Source organism: Piscinibacter sp. PDB5-1 (assembly GCF_056676035.1).
In genome coordinates, this window is record NZ_JBWVZL010000001.1 from 1,182,678 (window position 1) to 1,200,817 (window position 18,140).

14 protein-coding genes are annotated in these 18,140 nt (G+C 66.8%); 3 read left to right on the forward strand and 11 right to left on the reverse strand.

The window, feature by feature from the left end; genetic code table 11:
- Positions 1-127 precede the first annotated feature (127 nt).
- From AC1KAT_RS05295 to urtA, 7 genes are all read right to left on the reverse strand, one after another.
- Positions 128-472 (reverse strand): FmdB family zinc ribbon protein, encoded by a 345-nt coding sequence (locus AC1KAT_RS05295; RefSeq protein ID WP_480323512.1) that lies wholly within the window; start codon positions 470-472, stop codon positions 128-130.
- Positions 473-583: 111 nt separating this feature from the next.
- The gene (gene fmdA, locus AC1KAT_RS05300) at positions 584-1,810 is read right to left on the reverse strand and encodes a formamidase (protein ID WP_480323514.1); all 1,227 of its coding nucleotides are present in this window, start codon (positions 1,808-1,810) and stop codon (positions 584-586) included.
- Between the two features lie 125 nt (positions 1,811-1,935).
- Entirely contained in the window at positions 1,936-2,625 is a 690-nt protein-coding gene (urtE, locus tag AC1KAT_RS05305; protein WP_480323516.1) for an urea ABC transporter ATP-binding subunit UrtE, read from the reverse strand.
- A gap of 10 nt (positions 2,626-2,635) precedes the next feature.
- On the reverse strand, positions 2,636-3,379 hold the full coding sequence (gene urtD, locus AC1KAT_RS05310; protein ID WP_480323518.1) for an urea ABC transporter ATP-binding protein UrtD: 744 nt from the start codon (positions 3,377-3,379) through the stop codon (positions 2,636-2,638).
- Between the two features lie 120 nt (positions 3,380-3,499).
- The gene (urtC, locus tag AC1KAT_RS05315; protein ID WP_480323520.1) at positions 3,500-4,708 is read right to left on the reverse strand and encodes an urea ABC transporter permease subunit UrtC; all 1,209 of its coding nucleotides are present in this window, start codon (positions 4,706-4,708) and stop codon (positions 3,500-3,502) included.
- Between the two features lie 46 nt (positions 4,709-4,754).
- Entirely contained in the window at positions 4,755-5,669 is a 915-nt protein-coding gene (gene urtB, locus AC1KAT_RS05320; protein ID WP_480323522.1) for an urea ABC transporter permease subunit UrtB, read from the reverse strand.
- 229 nt (positions 5,670-5,898) lie between these two features.
- Positions 5,899-7,161: an urea ABC transporter substrate-binding protein gene (urtA, locus tag AC1KAT_RS05325; RefSeq protein ID WP_480323524.1), complete on the reverse strand. Its 1,263-nt coding sequence runs from the start codon at positions 7,159-7,161 to the stop codon at positions 5,899-5,901.
- A gap of 306 nt (positions 7,162-7,467) precedes the next feature.
- Here urtA and AC1KAT_RS05330 point away from each other — a divergent pair, with 306 nt between their 5' ends.
- Positions 7,468-10,881, forward strand: coding sequence for a hybrid sensor histidine kinase/response regulator (locus AC1KAT_RS05330; RefSeq protein ID WP_480323526.1), 3,414 nt, complete (start codon positions 7,468-7,470; stop codon positions 10,879-10,881).
- Positions 10,882-10,906: 25 nt separating this feature from the next.
- Positions 10,907-11,803, forward strand: coding sequence for a response regulator (locus tag AC1KAT_RS05335; RefSeq protein WP_480324311.1), 897 nt, complete (start codon positions 10,907-10,909; stop codon positions 11,801-11,803).
- Positions 11,804-11,813: 10 nt separating this feature from the next.
- Here AC1KAT_RS05335 and AC1KAT_RS05340 read toward each other — a convergent pair whose 3' ends face one another.
- The 4 genes from AC1KAT_RS05340 to AC1KAT_RS05355 form a co-directional block, all read right to left on the reverse strand.
- On the reverse strand, positions 11,814-13,070 hold the full coding sequence (locus AC1KAT_RS05340) for a putative Na+/H+ antiporter (RefSeq protein WP_480323528.1): 1,257 nt from the start codon (positions 13,068-13,070) through the stop codon (positions 11,814-11,816).
- 178 nt (positions 13,071-13,248) lie between these two features.
- On the reverse strand, positions 13,249-14,142 hold the full coding sequence (locus AC1KAT_RS05345; RefSeq protein WP_480323530.1) for a hypothetical protein: 894 nt from the start codon (positions 14,140-14,142) through the stop codon (positions 13,249-13,251).
- A gap of 319 nt (positions 14,143-14,461) precedes the next feature.
- Positions 14,462-15,274, reverse strand: a complete 813-nt coding sequence (locus AC1KAT_RS05350) for a hypothetical protein (RefSeq protein WP_480323533.1) — start codon at positions 15,272-15,274, stop codon at positions 14,462-14,464.
- A 133-nt stretch (positions 15,275-15,407) separates the two neighbouring features.
- Positions 15,408-16,298 (reverse strand): hypothetical protein, encoded by an 891-nt coding sequence (locus tag AC1KAT_RS05355; protein WP_480323536.1) that lies wholly within the window; start codon positions 16,296-16,298, stop codon positions 15,408-15,410.
- Between the two features lie 339 nt (positions 16,299-16,637).
- Between AC1KAT_RS05355 and AC1KAT_RS05360 the strand changes: the two genes are divergently transcribed.
- Positions 16,638-18,131 carry a catalase gene (locus AC1KAT_RS05360; RefSeq protein WP_480323538.1) on the forward strand — a complete coding sequence of 498 codons (1,494 nt, stop codon included), beginning with the start codon at positions 16,638-16,640 and terminating at the stop codon, positions 18,129-18,131.
- Positions 18,132-18,140: the final 9 nt, after the last annotated feature.

Here is an 18,140-nt window from a genome sequence, read left to right on the forward strand (position 1 = left end):
GGCGACGCCGCGCGCCTCGAAGGCCGAGGGGCGGCAGACGCTCAGGACGTGTGTGGGGAGTGCGTGGAGAGTGCGAGCGAGGCGAGCAGGGACGACCGCGCCCGCAGGCGCGCGACCCGTGGCTGAATCAGTGGCTGATCATCCAGGGCCGTTTGCTGGGGAAGGCCTTGTTGCCGTTCGCGCCGGTGACGGTCGCACCGCGTTTGCCGGAGGTCGAGCAACAACCGCAGCCGCTCGGGTGCTTGAGCCGCTGGTAGTCGCGCGAAGTCTTGGGCTCGTGCTGCGCACGTTCGTTGGTGGCGATGGCCGCACGCGTGCCGTCGGCCAGCAGGGCCAGGCGGGGGGCGCTGACGAAGACGCGGTCAGAGGCCTGGCCGCAGTCGGGGCACAGGGCGGCCTCGTTGCGCTCGGCGAGGGTGCGAAAGGCGTCGAAGCCGCCGCAGTCCTTGCATTGGTAGTCGTAGGTGGGCATGTCTTTGGTCCTGTGGTTTGCGCGGCCCGCCCTGCGATACCACAGGGTGGTCGGGGGGCTGGCTCAGGGCGAAGGCAGGTGAGGTCCGGGGCACGAACCCCACCCGCCGGGTCACACCAAATCAGGCGACAGCGGCATGCTCACCGAGCCATCCAAGAACTTCGTCGGCCCGGCCGCGCTGGGGTTGATGTCGAAGTCGAAGATCTGCGTCGGCAGCCACAGCGTGGCGCAGGCGTTGGGCACATCGACCACGCCGCTGATGTGGCCCTGCACCGGCGCCGTGCCGAGGATCGAATACGCCTGCGCGCCCGAGTAGCCGAACTTCTTCAGGTACTCGATGGCGTTGAGGCAGGCCTGGCGGTAGGCGACGTTCACGTCCAAGTAGTACTGCTTGCCGCTTTCATCGACCGAGATGCCCTCGAAGATGATGTAGTCGTTGTAGGTCGGCGTGATCGGGCTGGGCTTGAAGATCGGGTTCTTGATGCCGTACTTGGCCATGCCGCCCTTGATGAGGCTGACTTTCATGTGCACCCAGCCGGCCATCTCGATCGCGCCGCAGAAGGTGATCTCGCCATCGCCCTGGCTGAAGTGCAGGTCGCCCACGCTCAGGCCCGCGCCGTCCACATAGACCGGGAAGAACACCTTCGAGCCGCGCGACAGGTCTTTGATGTCGCAGTTGCCGCCGTGTTCGCGCGGCGGCACGGTGCGTGCGCCTTCGGCCGCGGCCTTGGCCTTCGCGTCGCCGGTCAGCTTGCCCATGTGCGCGGTGCCGGCCGAGGGCGGGTTGGCGAGGCTGCCTTCGGGGTCGGTGTCGATGAGCTGCTGCTCGCGCGTGTTCCACAGGTCGAGCATCTTCTTGTCGGGCAGGCAGCCGATCAGGCCGGGGTGGATCAGGCCGGCGAACTTCACGCCCGGCACGTGGCGCGAGGTGGTGTACAGGCCGTGGAAGTCCCAGATCGACTTCTGCGCTTGCGGAAAGTGCTCGGTCAGGAAGCCGCCGCCGTTCTTCTTGCTGAAGAAGCCGTTGAAGCCCCAGAGGCTGTCGTCTTTCGCGCCGATGTCGAGCAGGTCCACCACCAGCAGGTCGCCGGGCTCGGCGCCCTTCACGCCCACCGGGCCGCTGAGGTAGTGCACGGTGGTCAGGTCGATGTCGCGCACGTCATCGGCGGAGTCGTTGTTCTTGATGAAGCCGCCCGTCCAGTCGAAGGTCTCGAGGATGAAGTCGTCACCCGGGTTGACCCAGCAGGCCATCGGGATGTCGGGGTGCCAGCGGTTGTGGATCTTTTCGTTTTCGGTCGGCGACTTCGTCAGGTCCACCTTGATCAGGGTTTCAGGCATGGTCGGCTCCAGTATTTGCGTGCGTGGTGAAGAAGTGGATCGAAGCGGTCAGTCCGCCGCCGGGCCGCCCCAAGGCGGACTGCGCCCCCTCGGGGGGCAGGAGCGGAGCGACGTGGGGGCAGACATCAGACAGAGAGGAACTGCTTGATGCGCGCCTGGTCGGTGGCGGCGCGCGAAGTCTCGTGAACGAGCCGCCCGCCTTCGATGACGAACAGGCGGTCGGCGACATCCATCGCAAAACTCAGTACCTGTTCGCTCACGACGATGGTGATCTCGCGCATCTTGCGAATCTCGTTCAGCGCGCGGGCGATGTCTTTGATGATCGACGGCTGGATGCCTTCGGTGGGCTCGTCGAGCAGCAGCACCTTGGGGTTGGTGACCAGCGCGCGGGCGATGGCGAGCTGTTGCTGCTGGCCGCCCGAGAGGTTGCCGCCCTTGCGGTTGCGCATGTCGAACAGCACCGGGAACAGCGCGTAGATCTCGTCGGGCACGCGCTTGCTGGGCGTGTTCTCCATGCCGGTCTGGATGTTCTCGAGCACCGTCAGCGTCGGGAAGATCATGCGACCCTGCGGCACGTAGGCGAGGCCCTTCTGCACGCGGCGGAAGCTCTCGTCCTTGGTCACGTCGTGACCGTTGACTTCGATGGTGCCGCTCTTGGCGGGCAGCACGCCCATCAGCGCCTTGAACAGCGTGGTCTTGCCCATGCCGTTGCGGCCCATGATGGCCACGGTCTCGTTCTTCTTCGCGCTGAAGTCGAGGCCGTGCAAGGCCTCGCTCTGGCCGTAGGCAACGTGCAGGTTGGTGACGGTGAGCATGGGTTGCCTCTCAGTGGCCAAGGTAGACATCGATCACCTTCTCGTCCGCCTGCACCTTCTCCATCGGCCCTTCGGCGAGGATCTTTCCCTGGTGCATCACGGTGACCTTGTGGGCGATCTGCTTGACGAACTCCATGTCGTGTTCGATCACGATCACCGCGCGGTTCTTGCAGATGCGCTTGAGCAGTTCGGCCGTCAGCTCGCGCTCGCGGGCGCTCATGCCGGCGATGGGCTCGTCGAGCATCAACAGCTCGGGCTCTTGCATCAGCAGCATGCCGATCTCGAGCCACTGCTTCTGGCCGTGGCTCAGCAGGCCGGCTTCGGTGTCGAGCTTGTCGCCCAGGCCGATCTCGTCGGCCACCGCCTGCACGCGTGCCTTCACCTCGTCGGTGCACTTGAAGGCCAGCGCGCCCAGCACCGAACGGCCCTTGGGGAACGACACCTCCAGGTTCTGGAAGACGCTCAGGTTCTCGTAGATCGACGGCGTCTGGAACTTGCGGCCGATGCCTAAGCGCACGCGCTTGTGCTCGGCCATCGAAGTCAGCTCGGTGTTCTTGAACTTGATGCTGCCGGCGCTCGCGCGGGTCTTGCCGCAGATCAGGTCGAGCAGCGTGGTCTTGCCCGCGCCGTTGGGTCCGATGATCACGCGCAGCTCGTTCCTGTCGATGTAGAGCGTGAGCTTGTCGATGGCTTTGAAGCCGTCAAATGACACCGTGAGGTCTTCAACGGCGAGTGCGAAGTCGGTGTTGCTCATGACCGCCCCTCGTCTGCGGAGTACCGCACCCGATCCCCAGAGGGGATGCGGGCCGGCTTGGGAGCGGCCCGGCGCTCGGCCCGCGTGTCGTGCTTCGATTGCGTCATTTCGTGCTCCAGTTCAAGCGCCTTGCAGGCCGGCACCACCCACCGGGGGCGTGCCGCCACTCGGCTTGTCGGCCCGCGGGGGCAGCGGCTCGGGGTAGGCCGCCTGCGCGGCGGCCACGCGCTCGGCGTTGACCTTGCGGTCGGCCTGGCGCTTCGTCCACCAGGCCTTGATGTGGCTGTCCCACAGCCCGGCCAAGCCCATCGGGAAGGCCATGGTCACGCCGATGAAGAGCGCGGCCATCAAGAAGAGCCACAGGTCGGGGAAGCTCTCGCTGAAGACCGTCTTGCCCCAGTTGACGAGCAGCGCCCCGTACACCGCGCCGACCAGGCTCATGCGCCCGCCGACCGCCGCGAAGATCACCATCTCGATCGAGGGCACGATGCCCACGAAGCTGGGCGACATGAAGCCCACCTGCAGGGCGAACATCGCGCCGCCGATGCCCGAGAGCGCAGCCGCCAGGCAGAAGGTGAAGATCTTGAAGTTGGCGACGTCGTAGCCCGAGAAGCGCACGCGATCTTCCTTGTCGCGCATCGCGAGCAGTAGCGTGCCGAGCTTGCTTTTCTGCACCCAGCGGCACAGCAGGATGCTCGCGATCAGCAAGCCCACGCAGACGTAGTAGAGGATGTACTTCGCGCTGTCGGTGCGGATGTCCCAGCCCCACATCGTCTTCAGGTCGGTCATGCCGTTGACGCCGCCGGTGTAGCCCTGCCGGCCGATGATGAGCACCGTGAGGATCAGCGCGACGGCCTGCGTGATGATGGCGAAGTACACGCCGCCGACCCGCCGCTTGAACATCGCGAAGCTGATGAGCCAGGCCAGCAAGGTGGGCACCGCGATCACGAGGATCAGCGTCAGCGGCAGGCTCTTGAACGGCAGCCACATCATCGGCAGCTCGGTGATCTGGTTCCAGTCCATGAAGTCGGGAATGCCCGGCGTCGATTGGATCTTGGTGCTCTCGGGGTCGCTGGCTTCGAGCTTCAGGAACATCGCCATCGCGTAGCCGCCGAGGCCGAAGAACACCCCCTGCCCCAGGCTCAGCACCCCGCCGTAGCCCCACACCATCACCAGGCCGACCGCGACGAAGGCGTAGGTGAGGTACTTGCCGACCAGGTTGAGACGGAAGATGTCGAGCGACAGCGGCAGCACCACCACCAGCAGCAAGGTCAGCAGGACCAGGCTGCCGAGGCCGGACCGCTTGAGCCAATCGAGAGGGGCATTCATCGGGAAACTCCAGTTGCTTCGAGATTCGGCAGAGATGTCTGTGCGGTCAGCGGCGCACCTTGGCGGCGAACAGGCCTTGCGGGCGGATCATCAAGATCAGGACGATCAGCGAGAGCGTCAGCACCTTGGCCATCGAGCCCGTCATGAAGAACTCGCTGATCGACTGCGTCTGGGCGATGCCGAAGGCCGAGACCACGGTGCCGAAGAGGCTGGCCGCGCCGCCGAAGGTGACCACGAGGAAGGCGTCGACGATGTAGAGCGAGCCCGAGGTCGGCCCGGTGGAGCCGATGGTGGTAAATGCGGCCCCGGCGACACCGGCAATGCCGCAGCCGATGGCGAAGGTCAGGCGGTCGGTCTTCTTGGTGTCGATGCCGGTGGCGTTGGCCATCTGCCGGTTGGCCACCGTGGCGCGAACGCGCAGGCCCCAGCGGCTCTTGTAGAGGGCAATCAGCACGCCGGCGGTGACGACGCCGGTGAGGGCGAGCACGAAGAGGCCGTTGATCGGGATGTCGAGGCCTTCGGCCGGGGCCCACGAGCCCATCAGCCAATCGGGCAGCGTGGGGCTCACCTCTTTCGGGCCGATGGCCGTGCGGAAGATCTGCTGCAGCCCGAGGCTGATGCCCCAGGTGGCGAGCAGCGTGTCGAGCGGGCGCTTGTAGAGGTGGCGAATCAGCCCCCACTCGACCAGCCAGCCGGCGATGAACGCGAACAGGAACGCGCCGCCGATGGCGATCAGAAAGTAATACGGCATGAAGCTCGGCGCGAACTTCTCGGTCAGCGTCGAGCCCAGGAAGACGGTGTAGGCGCCGATGGTCATGAACTCGCCGTGCGCCATGTTGATGACGCCCATCTGCCCGAAGATGATCGCGAGGCCCAGGCCCATCAGCAGCAGCACGGCAAAGAGGCTCAGGCCGGCGAAGCCCTGCATCAGGCCGATGTTCATCATTTCGGAAAGGGTCATGGCGAGGCTCCGGCGGTGTGCAGCGTGCAGGGCTTGGAAACGGGGGCGGTGGTTTGGCAAGGTCTTTTTCACCGCCAAGACGCAAAGAACGCAAAGGTCGCCAAGAAAAGAAGGAAGAAGGTTTTGGCTTGGCGTTCTTGGCGCTCTTTGCGTCTTGGCGGTAAAGAAACCGTGCCTGCCCTCCACCGGCCGAGCGAACGCTCGGGCCGGCGAAGGACGAACCTTCAACTCACTGGTATCCCTTGGGGAAGGGATCGGGCTTGATGAGCTCTTTCGACTCCGCCACCAGCTTGAACGTCCCGTCCTTCTGGCCTTGGCCGATGCGCGCCTTGCTCCACAGGTGGTGGTTCGCATCGACCTTCACGTAGCCCTCGGGCGCGGTCTTGAGTTCGATGCCGGGCGAGGCGGCGACGACCTTGTCCACGTCGAAGCTGCCGGCCTTTTCGACCGCGGCCTTCCACAGCCAGGGGCCGAGGTAGCCGGCCTGCGTCACGTCGCCGATGACGGCGTCTTTGCCGTACTTGGCCTTGAAGGCCGCGACGAACTTCTTGTTGTTGTCGTTGTCGAGCGACTGGAAGTACTTCATCGACGAGTAGAAGCCGGCGAAGTTTTCGCCGCCGACGCCGAGCATTTCGTCTTCGGTCACCGACAGCGTCAGCAGGAACTGCTTGTCACCGGTGATGCCCGCGGCCTTGAGCTGCTTGTAGAAGGCCACGTTCGAGCCGCCCACCACCGCCGCGAAGATGCAGTCGGGCTTGGCGACCTTGATCTTGTTGATCAGCGAGTTGAAGTTGGTGTGGCCGAGCGGGTAGTACTCCTCGCCCTTGACCGAGCCGAGCTTGCCGACCGTCTCGATGTGCTTGCGCGCGATCTTCATCGAGGTGCGCGGCCAGATGTAGTCGGAGCCGACCAGGAAGAAGGTCTTGGCCTTCTTCTCTTTGGCGCCCCAGTCGAGGCCCCAAATGATCTGCTGCGTGGCCTCTTGGCCGGTGTAGATCACGTTCTTCGACTGCTCCAGGCCTTCGTAGAAGGTCGGGTAGTACAGCAGGCCGTTCTCTTTCTCGAACACCGGCAGCACGGCCTTGCGCGAGGCGCTGGTCCAGCAGCCGAAGACGCAGGCGACCTTGTCGTTGACCAGCAGCTTCTTCGACTTCTCGGCGAAGGTGGGCCAGTCGGAGGCACCGTCTTCCTTGATGACCTTGATCTTGCGGCCGAGGATGCCGCCCATCGCGTTGATCTGGTCGATGGCCAACTGCTCGGCCTGGATCGAGCCCGTCTCCGAGATCGCCATCGTGCCGGTCGCCGAGTGCAGCTGGCCGACGATGACCTCGGTGTCGGTGACGGCGAGCTTGGTGGTGTTCACCTTCGCGGTCGGGAACTGCTGCGCCATGCTCGGGCCGGCGAGGCCGACCAGCGGCAGTGCGGCAGCGCCCTGCAGCAGCTTGCGGCGCTTGGCAGAGGCAAGGGTCGGGTCGTCGTGATCGTGGGACATCGTGAACTCCAGGGCAGGTGGTTGGGCGAAGCAAGGACTCGGTCTGCACCGCCGCGGTGCATTGGCGGCGTGTCGATGGGTTCACTGTCGCCGTGTGGGGTGATTCGGCGAATACGTTGATTGACGTACAGCGGGTACGCATGCGTTTGGCAAGACTGGGTTCCAGGCACGGTCCTTCTCACCGCCAAGACGCCAAGGGCGCCAAGAACGCAACGAAAAGATTTCTTCCTGGCGTCCTTTGCGTTCTTGGCGTCTTGGCGGTGAAAAGAGCGCCGCCCACCACCGCGTCCCCAACGGGAGCACTTCTTGCAGTCAGCCACCGCATCCGCCCCTCTCCGCTGGAATGCCAAGCCCGTGGCCACGCAAAAAATCTTTCGCATCCGCCGCGACTACAACGCCTGGGTCGCCGACGAAACCCTGGAGGACTACGCGCTGCGCTACACGCCGCGTGGCTTTCGCAAGTGGTCGGAGTTCCGCGTCGCCAACACCGCGTTCGGGGCGACCTCGTTCCTCGCGCTCGAAGCCATCGGCGGGGCGATCGCGCTGAGCTACGGCTTCAGCAACGCGCTGTGGGCGATCCTGGTCGTCGGGCTCATCACCTTCCTGACCGGGCTGCCGATCAGCTACTACGCGGCCAAGTACGGCGTGGACATGGACCTGCTGACGCGCGGCGCGGGCTTCGGCTACCTCGGCTCGACGCTCACCTCGCTGGTCTACGCGAGCTTCACATTCATCTTCTTCGCGTTGGAGGCGGCGATCCTCGCGCTCGCCTTGCAGATGGTGTTCGACTGGCCGCTGTGGGTGTGCTACCTCGTGTCCTCGCTGGGCATCGTGCCGCTGGTGATGCACGGCATCACGCTCATCTCGCGCCTGCAGTGGTGGACGCAGCCGGTGTGGATCGCCCTCTTCGCCCTGCCCTACCTCTTCGTCGCGTTCAAGAGCCCGCAGACCTTCAGCGACTTCACCGGGCTGGTGGGCCGCGTGTCCAACAGCAACGGCTTCGACGCGGTGATGTTCGGCGCGGCCGCGACCGTGGCCTTCTCGCTCGTCGTGCAGATTGGCGAGCAGGTCGATTACCTGCGCTTCCTGCCCGAGAAGACCGAGTCGAACAAGCGCCGCTGGTGGGCCGCCGTGCTCGTGGCCGGGCCGGGGTGGATCGTGCCGGGCATGCTCAAGATGCTGGGCGGTGCGTTCCTGGCCTTCCTCGCCTTGCAACACCAGATCGCCGGCGACAAGGCCATCGAGCCCACGCAGATGTACCTGGCCGGCTTCGGCTACGTGTTCGACAACCCGGCCTGGGTGCTGGCGGTCACGGCGCTGTTCGTCGTGGTGTCGCAGGTGAAGATCAACCTCACCAACGCCTATGCCGGCTCGCTGGCGTGGAGCAACTTCTTCGCGCGCCTCACGCACAGCCACCCGGGGCGCGTGGTGTGGCTGGTGTTCAACGTGCTGATCGCGGTGCTGTTGATGACGCTGGGCGTGTTCGAGGCGCTCGAACGCGTGCTGGGCCTCTACAGCAACGTGGCCATCGCGTGGGTCGGTGCGCTGGTGGCCGACCTGGTGATCAACAAGCCGCTGGGCTGGAGCCCCAAGCACATCGAGTTCAAGCGCGCGCACCTGTACGACATCAACCCCGTGGGCCTGGGCGCGATGCTCGTGGCGGCCACGCTGGCCATCGTGGCCTATGCCGGCAAGCTGGGGCCCTGGGCCGAGGCCTTCGCGCCCTTCATCGCACTGGTCACGGCGCTGGTCGTGTCGCCGCTCTTGGCCTGGGCCACCAAGGGCCGCTACTACCTCGCACGACAAAGCCAGACGCGCTGGGCGCCAGGGCAGATGGTCACCTGCTCGGTCTGCGACAACCCCTTCGAGTCGGACGACATGGCGCACTGCCCGGCCTATGGCGCGGCCATTTGCTCACTGTGCTGCACGCTCGAATCGCGCTGCCACGACCGCTGCAAGACGAACTCGCGCGCGGCCGAGCAGGTGAGCGGCTGGCTCACGGCGGTGCTGCCGGCGAAGGTGGCCTCGCGGGTGAACTTCCGCGTGGCGCACTACCTGGTCGCGGCCATCTCGTTGATCGCGCTGATCGCGGTGATCCTGGGCGTCGTCTACGACCAAGAGGCCGTGCTGCACGCCGGGGGGCAAGAGGCACTGCGGGCGCCGTTTCTGAAGGTCTTCGCGCTGCTGTCGCTCACGGCGGCGGTCGCCGCGTGGTGGGTGGTGCTGGCGAGCGAGAGCCGCCACATGGCGCAAGAAGAATCGAACCGCCACAACCACCTGCTCACGCTCGAAATCGACGCCCACCAGCGCACCGACGCCGCGCTGCAGGCCGCGAAAGACCAGGCCGATGCCGCCAACCAGGCCAAGACGCGCTACGTGGCTGGCATGACGCACGAGCTGCGCACGCCGCTGAACAGCATCCTCGGCTACTCGCAGATCTTGTTGAAGGAAGAGGCACCGCAGCCCAAGGCGCGCGAGGCGCTGCAGACCATCCACCGCAGCGGCGAGCACCTGCTGGGGCTGATCGACGGGCTGCTCGACCTGGCGCGCATCGAAGCCGGCCGCCTGCAGCTCGAACCCATGCCGCTGCACCTGCCCAACTTCTTGGACGAGCTGGTGCGCATGGTCGGCCCGCAGGCCGAGGCCAAGGGCCTGGCCTTCGTCTACACGCACAGCGGGCGCATGCCGCAGTGGGTGCAGGCCGATGCGAAGCGGCTGCGGCAGATCCTCATCAACCTGCTGGCCAACGCGGTGCGCTTCACCGACGCCGGCACGGTGACGCTGCATGTGGACTCACGCCGCGAGGTGCTGCGCTTCGACATCGTGGACACCGGCATCGGCGTCGCGCCGCAAGACCAGCAGCGCATCTTCCTGCCCTTCGAGCGCGGTGCGGCCGGGCGCAAGCGCGGCGAGCCGGGCACCGGGCTCGGGCTCACGATCACCGGCCTGCTCACCTCGCTGATGGGCGGGGAGCTCAAGCTCGCGCACACGTCATCGGCCGGCAGCACCTTCAGCGTGCGGCTGTATTTGCGCGAGGTGAACGACCCGGGGCCGCAGGCCGAGCCGCCCCGGCAGATCGTCGGCTACCGGGGCCCGCGCCGCACGCTGCTGGTGGTGGACGACCAGCCCGTGCAGCGGCAGATGCTCGCCGGCATGCTGGCGCCGCTGGGCTTCGAGGTGCGCGAGGCCGCGAGCGGCACAGAGTGCCTCGACAGCCTGCGCGAGGCGGTGCCGGCGGCCATCCTGCTCGACCTGACGATGGACGACATGGACGGCTGGCAGACCGCGTCGCTGGTGCGCGCGGCCGGCTATGTGGACGTGCCCATCGTCATCGTCTCGGCCAACGTGTTCGAGAACCGGCCCGAGCTGCTGAGCGCCGCGCAGTGCCAGGGCTTCGTTGGCAAGCCGGTGATCGAGTCGCAGCTGATGGCCATGCTGCAACGCCACCTGGGCCTCGACTGGGTGGCCGCCGGCGACACGCCGCCCGCGCACCACGCGCCGCCCGCCAGCACCCCCATCGACCTGCCCGAAGAGCTGCGCGAAGAACTGATGGGCCTGGTGCGCCTGGGCCATGTGCACGGCCTGCAACGCGCGCTCGACCGCATCGCCGCCAGCGACCCGGCGCTGGCCGCTGCGTGCAGCCAGTTGCGCGGCATGGTCGCGCGCTTCGAGCTCGACGACTTGAAAGACACCTTGATGGAGGCCGAGCGTGCCCAGTGAACTCGCCCCCAACGTCACCGACCCGATGCGCCCCGAGAGCGACCGCCCCGTCGTGCTGGTGGTGGACGACGCGCCCAGCAGCCTGGGCGTGCTGTGCGACACGCTCGAAGCCAGCGGCTACACGGTGCTGGTCGCGGGCGATGGCGAATCGGCCCTGCAGCGGCTCGAACTCGTCGCGCCCGATGCGATCTTGCTCGACGGGTTGATGCCGGGTCTGTCGGGCTTCGACACCTGCCGGCGCATCAAGGCCAACGCGGCGCTGGCGCACATCCCGGTGATCTTCATGACGGGGCTGTCCGAAACCCCGCACGTGCTCGAAGGCTTCGCCAGCGGCGGCGTCGACTACGTCGTCAAGCCGATCCGCGCGCAAGAGGTGCTGGCGCGGCTGGCCACGCACGCCCGCAACGCGCGCATCACCCGCATGGCGCGCGAGGCGGTCGATGTGGCCGGCCTGGGTGTGGTGCTGGTCGATGCGCAGGGCCGCATCGCCTGGCGTTCACCGCAGGCGGCGCAGTGGCTGGCCGCGCTCGACGAACCCGCGCCGGGGCAGTTGCCGCAGGCGCTGGTGGCCGCGCTTGCCAACGGCGGCCAGACGCAACCGGTGATCGCGCGCGGCGGGCTGCGCCTGTCGGTGCGCAACATGGGCGCGGCTACGCTGGGCGAAACCATGCTGCTGCTGGAGTCGCAACGCGAAGGCGGCGCGCAGAGCGCGGCCGAATCGCGCCTGGCGCAAGCGGCGCTGACGCCGCGCGAGACCGAGGTGCTGTCGTGGCTGGCCAAGGGCAAGACCAACAAGGACATCGGCGACATCCTCGGCATGAGTCCGCGCACAGTGAACAAGCACCTCGAACACATCTTCGAGAAGCTGGGCGTCGAGACGCGCGCCGCGGCGGCCGCGCTGGCGAGCGGTCACCTGGGCTGAACGCGCCCCGTCACAGCAGCAGGAAGGCCAGCACCGCCACGGCGGTCGGCAGCAGCGCCCCCAGCAGCAGGCCGCCGGCGCCGATGGTCTCGTCGCTGAAGCCGCGCTTGAGCAGCGCCACACCGGCCGGGTTGGGCGCGTTGGCGATGACGGTCAGGCCGCCGCCGGCCACCGCGCCGGCGACCAGCATGTACTTGGCCTCGTCCGAGATGCCTTCGATCAGCGAACCCAGGTAGGTCAGCGCGGCGTTGTCGGTCAGGGCCGTCAGGCCGACTGCACCGAAGAACAAGGCCTTGGGCGACAGGCTCGACACGATGGGCTGCAGCCACCACTGCTGCATGCCGCCCAGCACCACCAGGCCGGCGAGAAAGAAGCCCACCAGCAGCGCCTCTTTCACGATCAGCGGGCTCTGGTGGCGCTCGTATGCCTGCGCGTAGCCGAGGAACATCAAGAACAGTCCCAGAAAGGCCACCGGGTGGTGGGCCAGCACCACGACACCGGCAAGAAACGCGAGGTGCACGCCGACCACGGTCAACGGCACCGGCGTGGCCGCGGGCCCCGGCTCGGCCGGCAACGCATGCAGGTGCGCCCGCAGTGCCCACACGGCCAAGGTGGCGTTGACGAGCACTGCGATCGCGGCCTTCCAGCCGAACTGGGCGAGCATGAAGGCCGAGTCCCACTGCCAGGTGCTGGCAACCATGAGCACCGGCGGGGCCGCATACGAGGTGAGCGTGCCGCCGATCGACACGTTGACGAACAGCACGCCGAGCGCGAAGTACTTCAGCCGCTCGGGCACCCCTGGCTTGAAGATCTGCGGCGCGAGCAGCAGCGCGGCGATGGTCATGGCCGCCGGTTCGGTGACCAGCGAGCCCAGCAGCGGCACGAGCGCGAGGCCCAGCCACGCACTGGCCAGCGGCGTGGGCACCGGCAGCACGCGCGCGGCGGTGTTCACCACGCCCAGCACGGCCTGCAGCACCGGCCGTGAGGCCGCCACCACCATCACGACGAACACGAACAGCGGCTCGGTGTACTGGCGCGACTCGGCGTATTCGAGGGCCTGTGTGCTGCCGCTGAGCGCGGCCATCACGAACACGAGCACGATCGCCCAGAAGCCGAACACCACCTCGACCTCACCCAGCAGATGAAACAGGCCGGCGTGCCGGGGGTACCGGTGAGACAGCCGTTCGAGCAACTTCGCGGCGAAGGTGTGGACCAGGGCCACGCCAAACAGCACCGCGGCGATCAGTTGAATGGTGGTGGGCTGCATGGGTGGCTCAGGTCAGTGGACGGCAAACCCGCGCATCCTAACCACGCCCCCTCGCATGCACCCTCGACCCGCAGGCCATCGGTGCACAGGCAAAAAAAAGCGGCGCATGAAAATGCGCCGCTGAATCACCTGGAGAAGCGCCGCCTCGCGGCGCTTGGCATGAACTGAGACCCGTTGATCAGTTCGTGAAGCCCTTCAGGAAGTTGATGGCGTACTTCACCCCCCACTTGTTGTTGCCGTACTGGTAGTTGGCATCGACCGGCAGGCCTGCGCACTGGGCGATGGCGGTGCCGCCGTAGCCCATGAAGCAGTGGTCGGCGTACAGGTCGAGCACCTCCAGGTCTTTGACGATGTACCAGCCCGAGCCGTTGGCGCGGAAGCACGATTGCTGGCCGGTGCAGGTCAGGCCGGTGACACGGGTGGCCTGCGAGCGAGCGGTGGACTCGGTGCCGCCGACGAACATGTCGCGCTCGCCGTTGACGATCAGCAGGCGGTCACCGGTTTGCGTGTGCTTGCCGTTGTCCATGCACGAGGCCAGGTTGTAGGCCGCGGTGTAGGTGGTGCCCGAACCTTGGCCGAACGAGGCGCGGATGCGCGAATCGAAGTTGCGCGACAGCACCGAGATGATCGAGCCTTGGCTCAGGCCGCCGGTGACGACGCCCTTCGAGCAGTCCGCCTTGGCACGGGCGCACAGCTTGGCGATGGCGCTGTTGGCGTTGGCCGAGTTGAAGATGCACTTGGCGCGGGTGCTGATGGTCGTGCAGGTGCCGAACGAGCCGTTGTCGTATTGCACCGAAGCGGCCACGTAGCCACGGGCCACGGCTTCGTCGAGCGACGCGGCGCCCCAGGCACTGGTGTAGTTCTCACCCGTGCCGCCGATGTACACGAACACCGGGTACTTGCCAGCCGCACTGGGCTCTTTGCCGGTGATGTTGTACGTGGTGCCGCAGCTCGAGGTGCTGCCGCCCTTGTAGGTCATCGTGAAGCTGGTCTGGGCCGAGGCCATCGTGGCCACGGCGCCCAAGGCCAGCGCGAGCCCGGCCTTGATGAGGTTGCGAGTGAATGTCTTCATGGTGTTGTCTCCGTCGGGATTTGGCTTGTTGTCGATCGAACGAATGGGCTCGCGAGGCCCTGGTTTGTGCGAGGTTCGCAGCCCTGACCGAGCGACTGCCGCGGTTCCATGAACCTCGCGTTGGTCCATATTTGAATGGGCGTCTTAAATTCGTGCGATCAGGATTTGTACGCATATGCCAAATCGGCCGGCGAGGCGCTTGACTCGGCGTCGCCCGGGCGCGTCACGGGGCGTGTATGGCGTGCAGTGGCCGCCGAGCCGACCCTTCCCAGGGCGGCGGGCAGGGCCCGGTGATCGAAGAGCGGGGGGCCGCCAGGGCTCAGCGGGAGCCGGGTGAGACCGGCTCGGCCTCGGTGTCGGCGGTGAGGTCGTGCTTCAGACGCAACGCGGCGCCCTGGCGGTAGACCTCCATCTCGAGCGTGGTCTGCTGCATCAGCGAAATCATCGACCCCTCGTCCACCGGCCTGGCACCGGGCACATCGAGCGAATACACCACGTCACCGCGGCGCAGGCCGAGCTTGTCGTACACGCTGCCAGGCATCACATCTTCGACAACGAAACCGCCGCGCGGGCTGGGCGCGATCAGCACTTCGCGCAAGAAGGCATCGGCCGCCATCGGCCGGTGGGTGGTGAGCCGCTTGGGGTCGATCCCCTTGTTGCGCACGCGGATCTCGTTCGGGTCTTCGCCGTCGGCATTCACCGCGGCGGCAGACGTCGGCGCCGAAGGCGGGGCCAGGCGCAGGGTGCGCGTGGCCTGCCCGTGTGCGAGCACGACGCGGTCGCTGAAGACGCGGTCGAGGCGAATGCCGGGAAACACCTCCTGCCCCGCGGCCACGGTGACGCGGCGGGTCTCGACGTCGAGCACGGCCGAGGGCGGCACGGTCTGCAGCGTGACCTCGACAAGCGTCAGCCGCACCGTGGGAAACACGTCGCCCCCGGTCGCGGCGGCTCCACCGGCAGAGGCGGACGACAGCGAGGCGCCCGGGGACGTCCCCACGGCGGGCACCTCGGTCTCGGGGCCACCTCGCGTCATCACACCCACAAGGACGGCGCCTGCGGCAAGGAGAGCAGCGCCCACCACGACGGGGCGCTGCCACAGCGGGCGGGTGGAGGCGTGGAGGATGCGGCTCATCGTCAGCACCTTATGAACAACGAGGGGGTGGCACAAGAGCAGAAACGCAAACGGCGCACCTGCGAAAGCGGGTGCGCTGTGGTGTGGGCCGAGCGCGCGCCGCACGCAGCGCCGCCCTGCCCCACAAGGCCGATCAGTCCGTGAAGCCCTTCAGGAAGTTGATCGACGCCTTCACGCCCCACTGGTTGTTGCCGTAGACGTAGTTCGCGTCGTTGGCCAGGATGCCGGCGCACTGCGCGATGGCGGTGCCGCCGTAGCCCATGAAGCAGTGGTCGGCGTACAGGTCGAGCACTTCCAGGTCTTTGACGATGTACCAACCCGAGCCGTTGCTGCGGAAGCACGATTGGCGGCCCGTGCACGACAGGCCGGTGACGCGTTCGGCTTGCGAGCGGGCGATGGCTTCGGTGCCGCCGACGAACATGTCGCGCTCGCCGTTGATGATGCGGATGCGGTCACCGGGCTGCGTATGACGGCCGTTGTCCATGCACGAGGCCAGGTTGTAGGCGACCGTGTAGGTCGTGCCCGAGCCCTGGCCGAACGAGGCGCGGATGCGCGAATCGTAGTTGCGCGACAGCACCGAGATGATCGAACCCTGGCTCAGGCCACCGGTGACGATGCCCTTCGAGCAATCGACCTTCGAACGCGCGCACAGCTTGGCGATGGCGCTGTTGGTGTTGGCCGAGTTGAAGATGCAGCGGGCGCGGGTGCTGATGGTCGTGCAGCTGCCGAACGAGCCGTTGTCGTACTGCACCGACGCGGCCACGTAGCCACGCGCCACGGCTTCGTCGATCGAAGCCTGGCCCCACACGCTGGTGTAGTTCTCACCCGTGCCACCGATGTACACGAACAGCGGGTAGCGGCCCGAGGCGCTGGGCTCCTTGCCGGTGATGTTGTAGGTGGAGCCGCAGGTCGAGGTGCTGCCGCCGCGGTAGGTGGTCGAGAAGCTGGTCTGGGCCGACGCCAGGGTGGCGGCAGCGGTGAGCGCAAGCGCGAGGCCGGCGCGAATCAGGGTGGTGAAGCGCATGAACGTGTCTCCGGTGTGTTGAACGTTTTTCGGACGGCCAGTCTTTTTCGAGCGATCGCCGCGCACGGCAGCCCGGGCATCCGCCGGTTCAGGCGGGGCGATGGGCTGGCTGGCCCGGGACGGCGGCGATTTTTGTATGGAGTTGCTGAGCGTTCGCAGCGGGTTTTCTCTGTTGCACGGCTGTGCGGATTTGTGTTTTGCACGATCGTGCTTTTGTGTGGCAATCCCAGCGCTTAGCAAAAAACTATTGCCGAGCTGAATTCAATCGAATTCACGCAGAAGACAGGCGAACCTAGATTTCGTGCCTGTCACCGCGCCACCCACTCCGAAGGACAACCCATGACGACGCCCAAACTCACGACCGCTTCCGGCATTCCCGTTGCCGACAACCAGAACTCGATCACCGCGGGTCCGCGCGGGCCGGTGTTGCTGCAAGACTTCCACCTGATCGAGAAGCTGCAGCACTTCAACCGCGAGCGCATTCCCGAGCGCGTGGTGCACGCCAAGGGCTCGGGCGCGTACGGCACGTTCACCGTCACGCACGACATCACGCGCTACACCAAGGCCAAGCTCTTCAGCCAGGTCGGCAAGGCCACCGAGACCTTCGTGCGCTTCTCGACCGTCGGCGGCGAACGCGGCAGCGCCGACACCGAGCGCGACCCGCGCGGCTTCGCGGTGCGCTTCTATACCGAAGAGGGCAACTGGGACCTCGCCGGCAACAACACGCCGATGTTCTTCATCAAGGACCCGATCAAGTTTCCCGACTTCGTGCACACGCAAAAGCGCGACCCGCAAACCAACCTCAAGTCGCCGACCATGATGTGGGACTTCTGGTCGAAGGCACCCGAGTCGTTGCACCAGGTCACCATGCTCTTCAGCGACCGCGGCACACCCGATGGCTACCGCCACATGGACGGCTTCGGCAGCCACACCTTCAGCCTCATCAACGCCGCCGGCGAACGCGTGTGGGTGAAATGGCACTTCAAGACGCAGCAAGGCATCAAGAACCTGCTGCCGCAAGACGCCGTGCGCCTGGCCGGTGAAGACCCCGACTACGCGCAACGCGACCTCTTCAACGCCATCGCCAAGGGCGACTTCCCGAAGTGGCAGGTCTTCATCCAGGTGATGACCGACGCCGAAGCGGCCGCCTTCGAGCAGCGCACCGGCTGGAACCCCTTCGACCTCACGAAGGTGTGGCCGCACAAGGACTTTCCGCGCATCCCGGTCGGCGTGATGGAGCTGAACCGCAACCCGGCGAACTACCACGCCGAGGTCGAACAGGTCGCGTTCTCGCCGGCCAACGTGGTGCCGGGCCTGGGCTTCAGCCCCGACAAGATGCTGCAAGGGCGGCTCTTCGCGTACCACGACGCGCAGCTCTACCGCGTGGGCACCAACCACCAGCACCTGCCGGTGAACCGCCCGCGCTGCCCCTTCCACCACCAGCAGCGCGACGGCGCCATGGCCATCGACAACGGCGGCGCAGCCCCGAACTACGAGCCCGTGCAGGCCGGCGGCAGCAACCCGAGCGGCTTCGGCCACGGCGATGCGGGCTGGGTGGTCAGCGGCGTGGCGGGGCGTTACGACGAGCGCGGCAGTGCCGACGACTTCACGCAGGCCGGCAACCTCTACCGCCTGATGCCGGCCGATGAGCAAGACCGCCTGACCAGCAACATCGCCCACGCGATGCACAGCGTCCCGGCCGACATCCAGCAGCGGCAGATCGGCCACTTCACCAAGGCCGATCCGGCCTACGGCGACGCGGTGCGGCGCAAGCTGGCGGCGCTCGCGGCCACGCCGGCCGCCCCCGTGGCGGTGGACAAGTCCTCGACCTGAGGGCCGGGG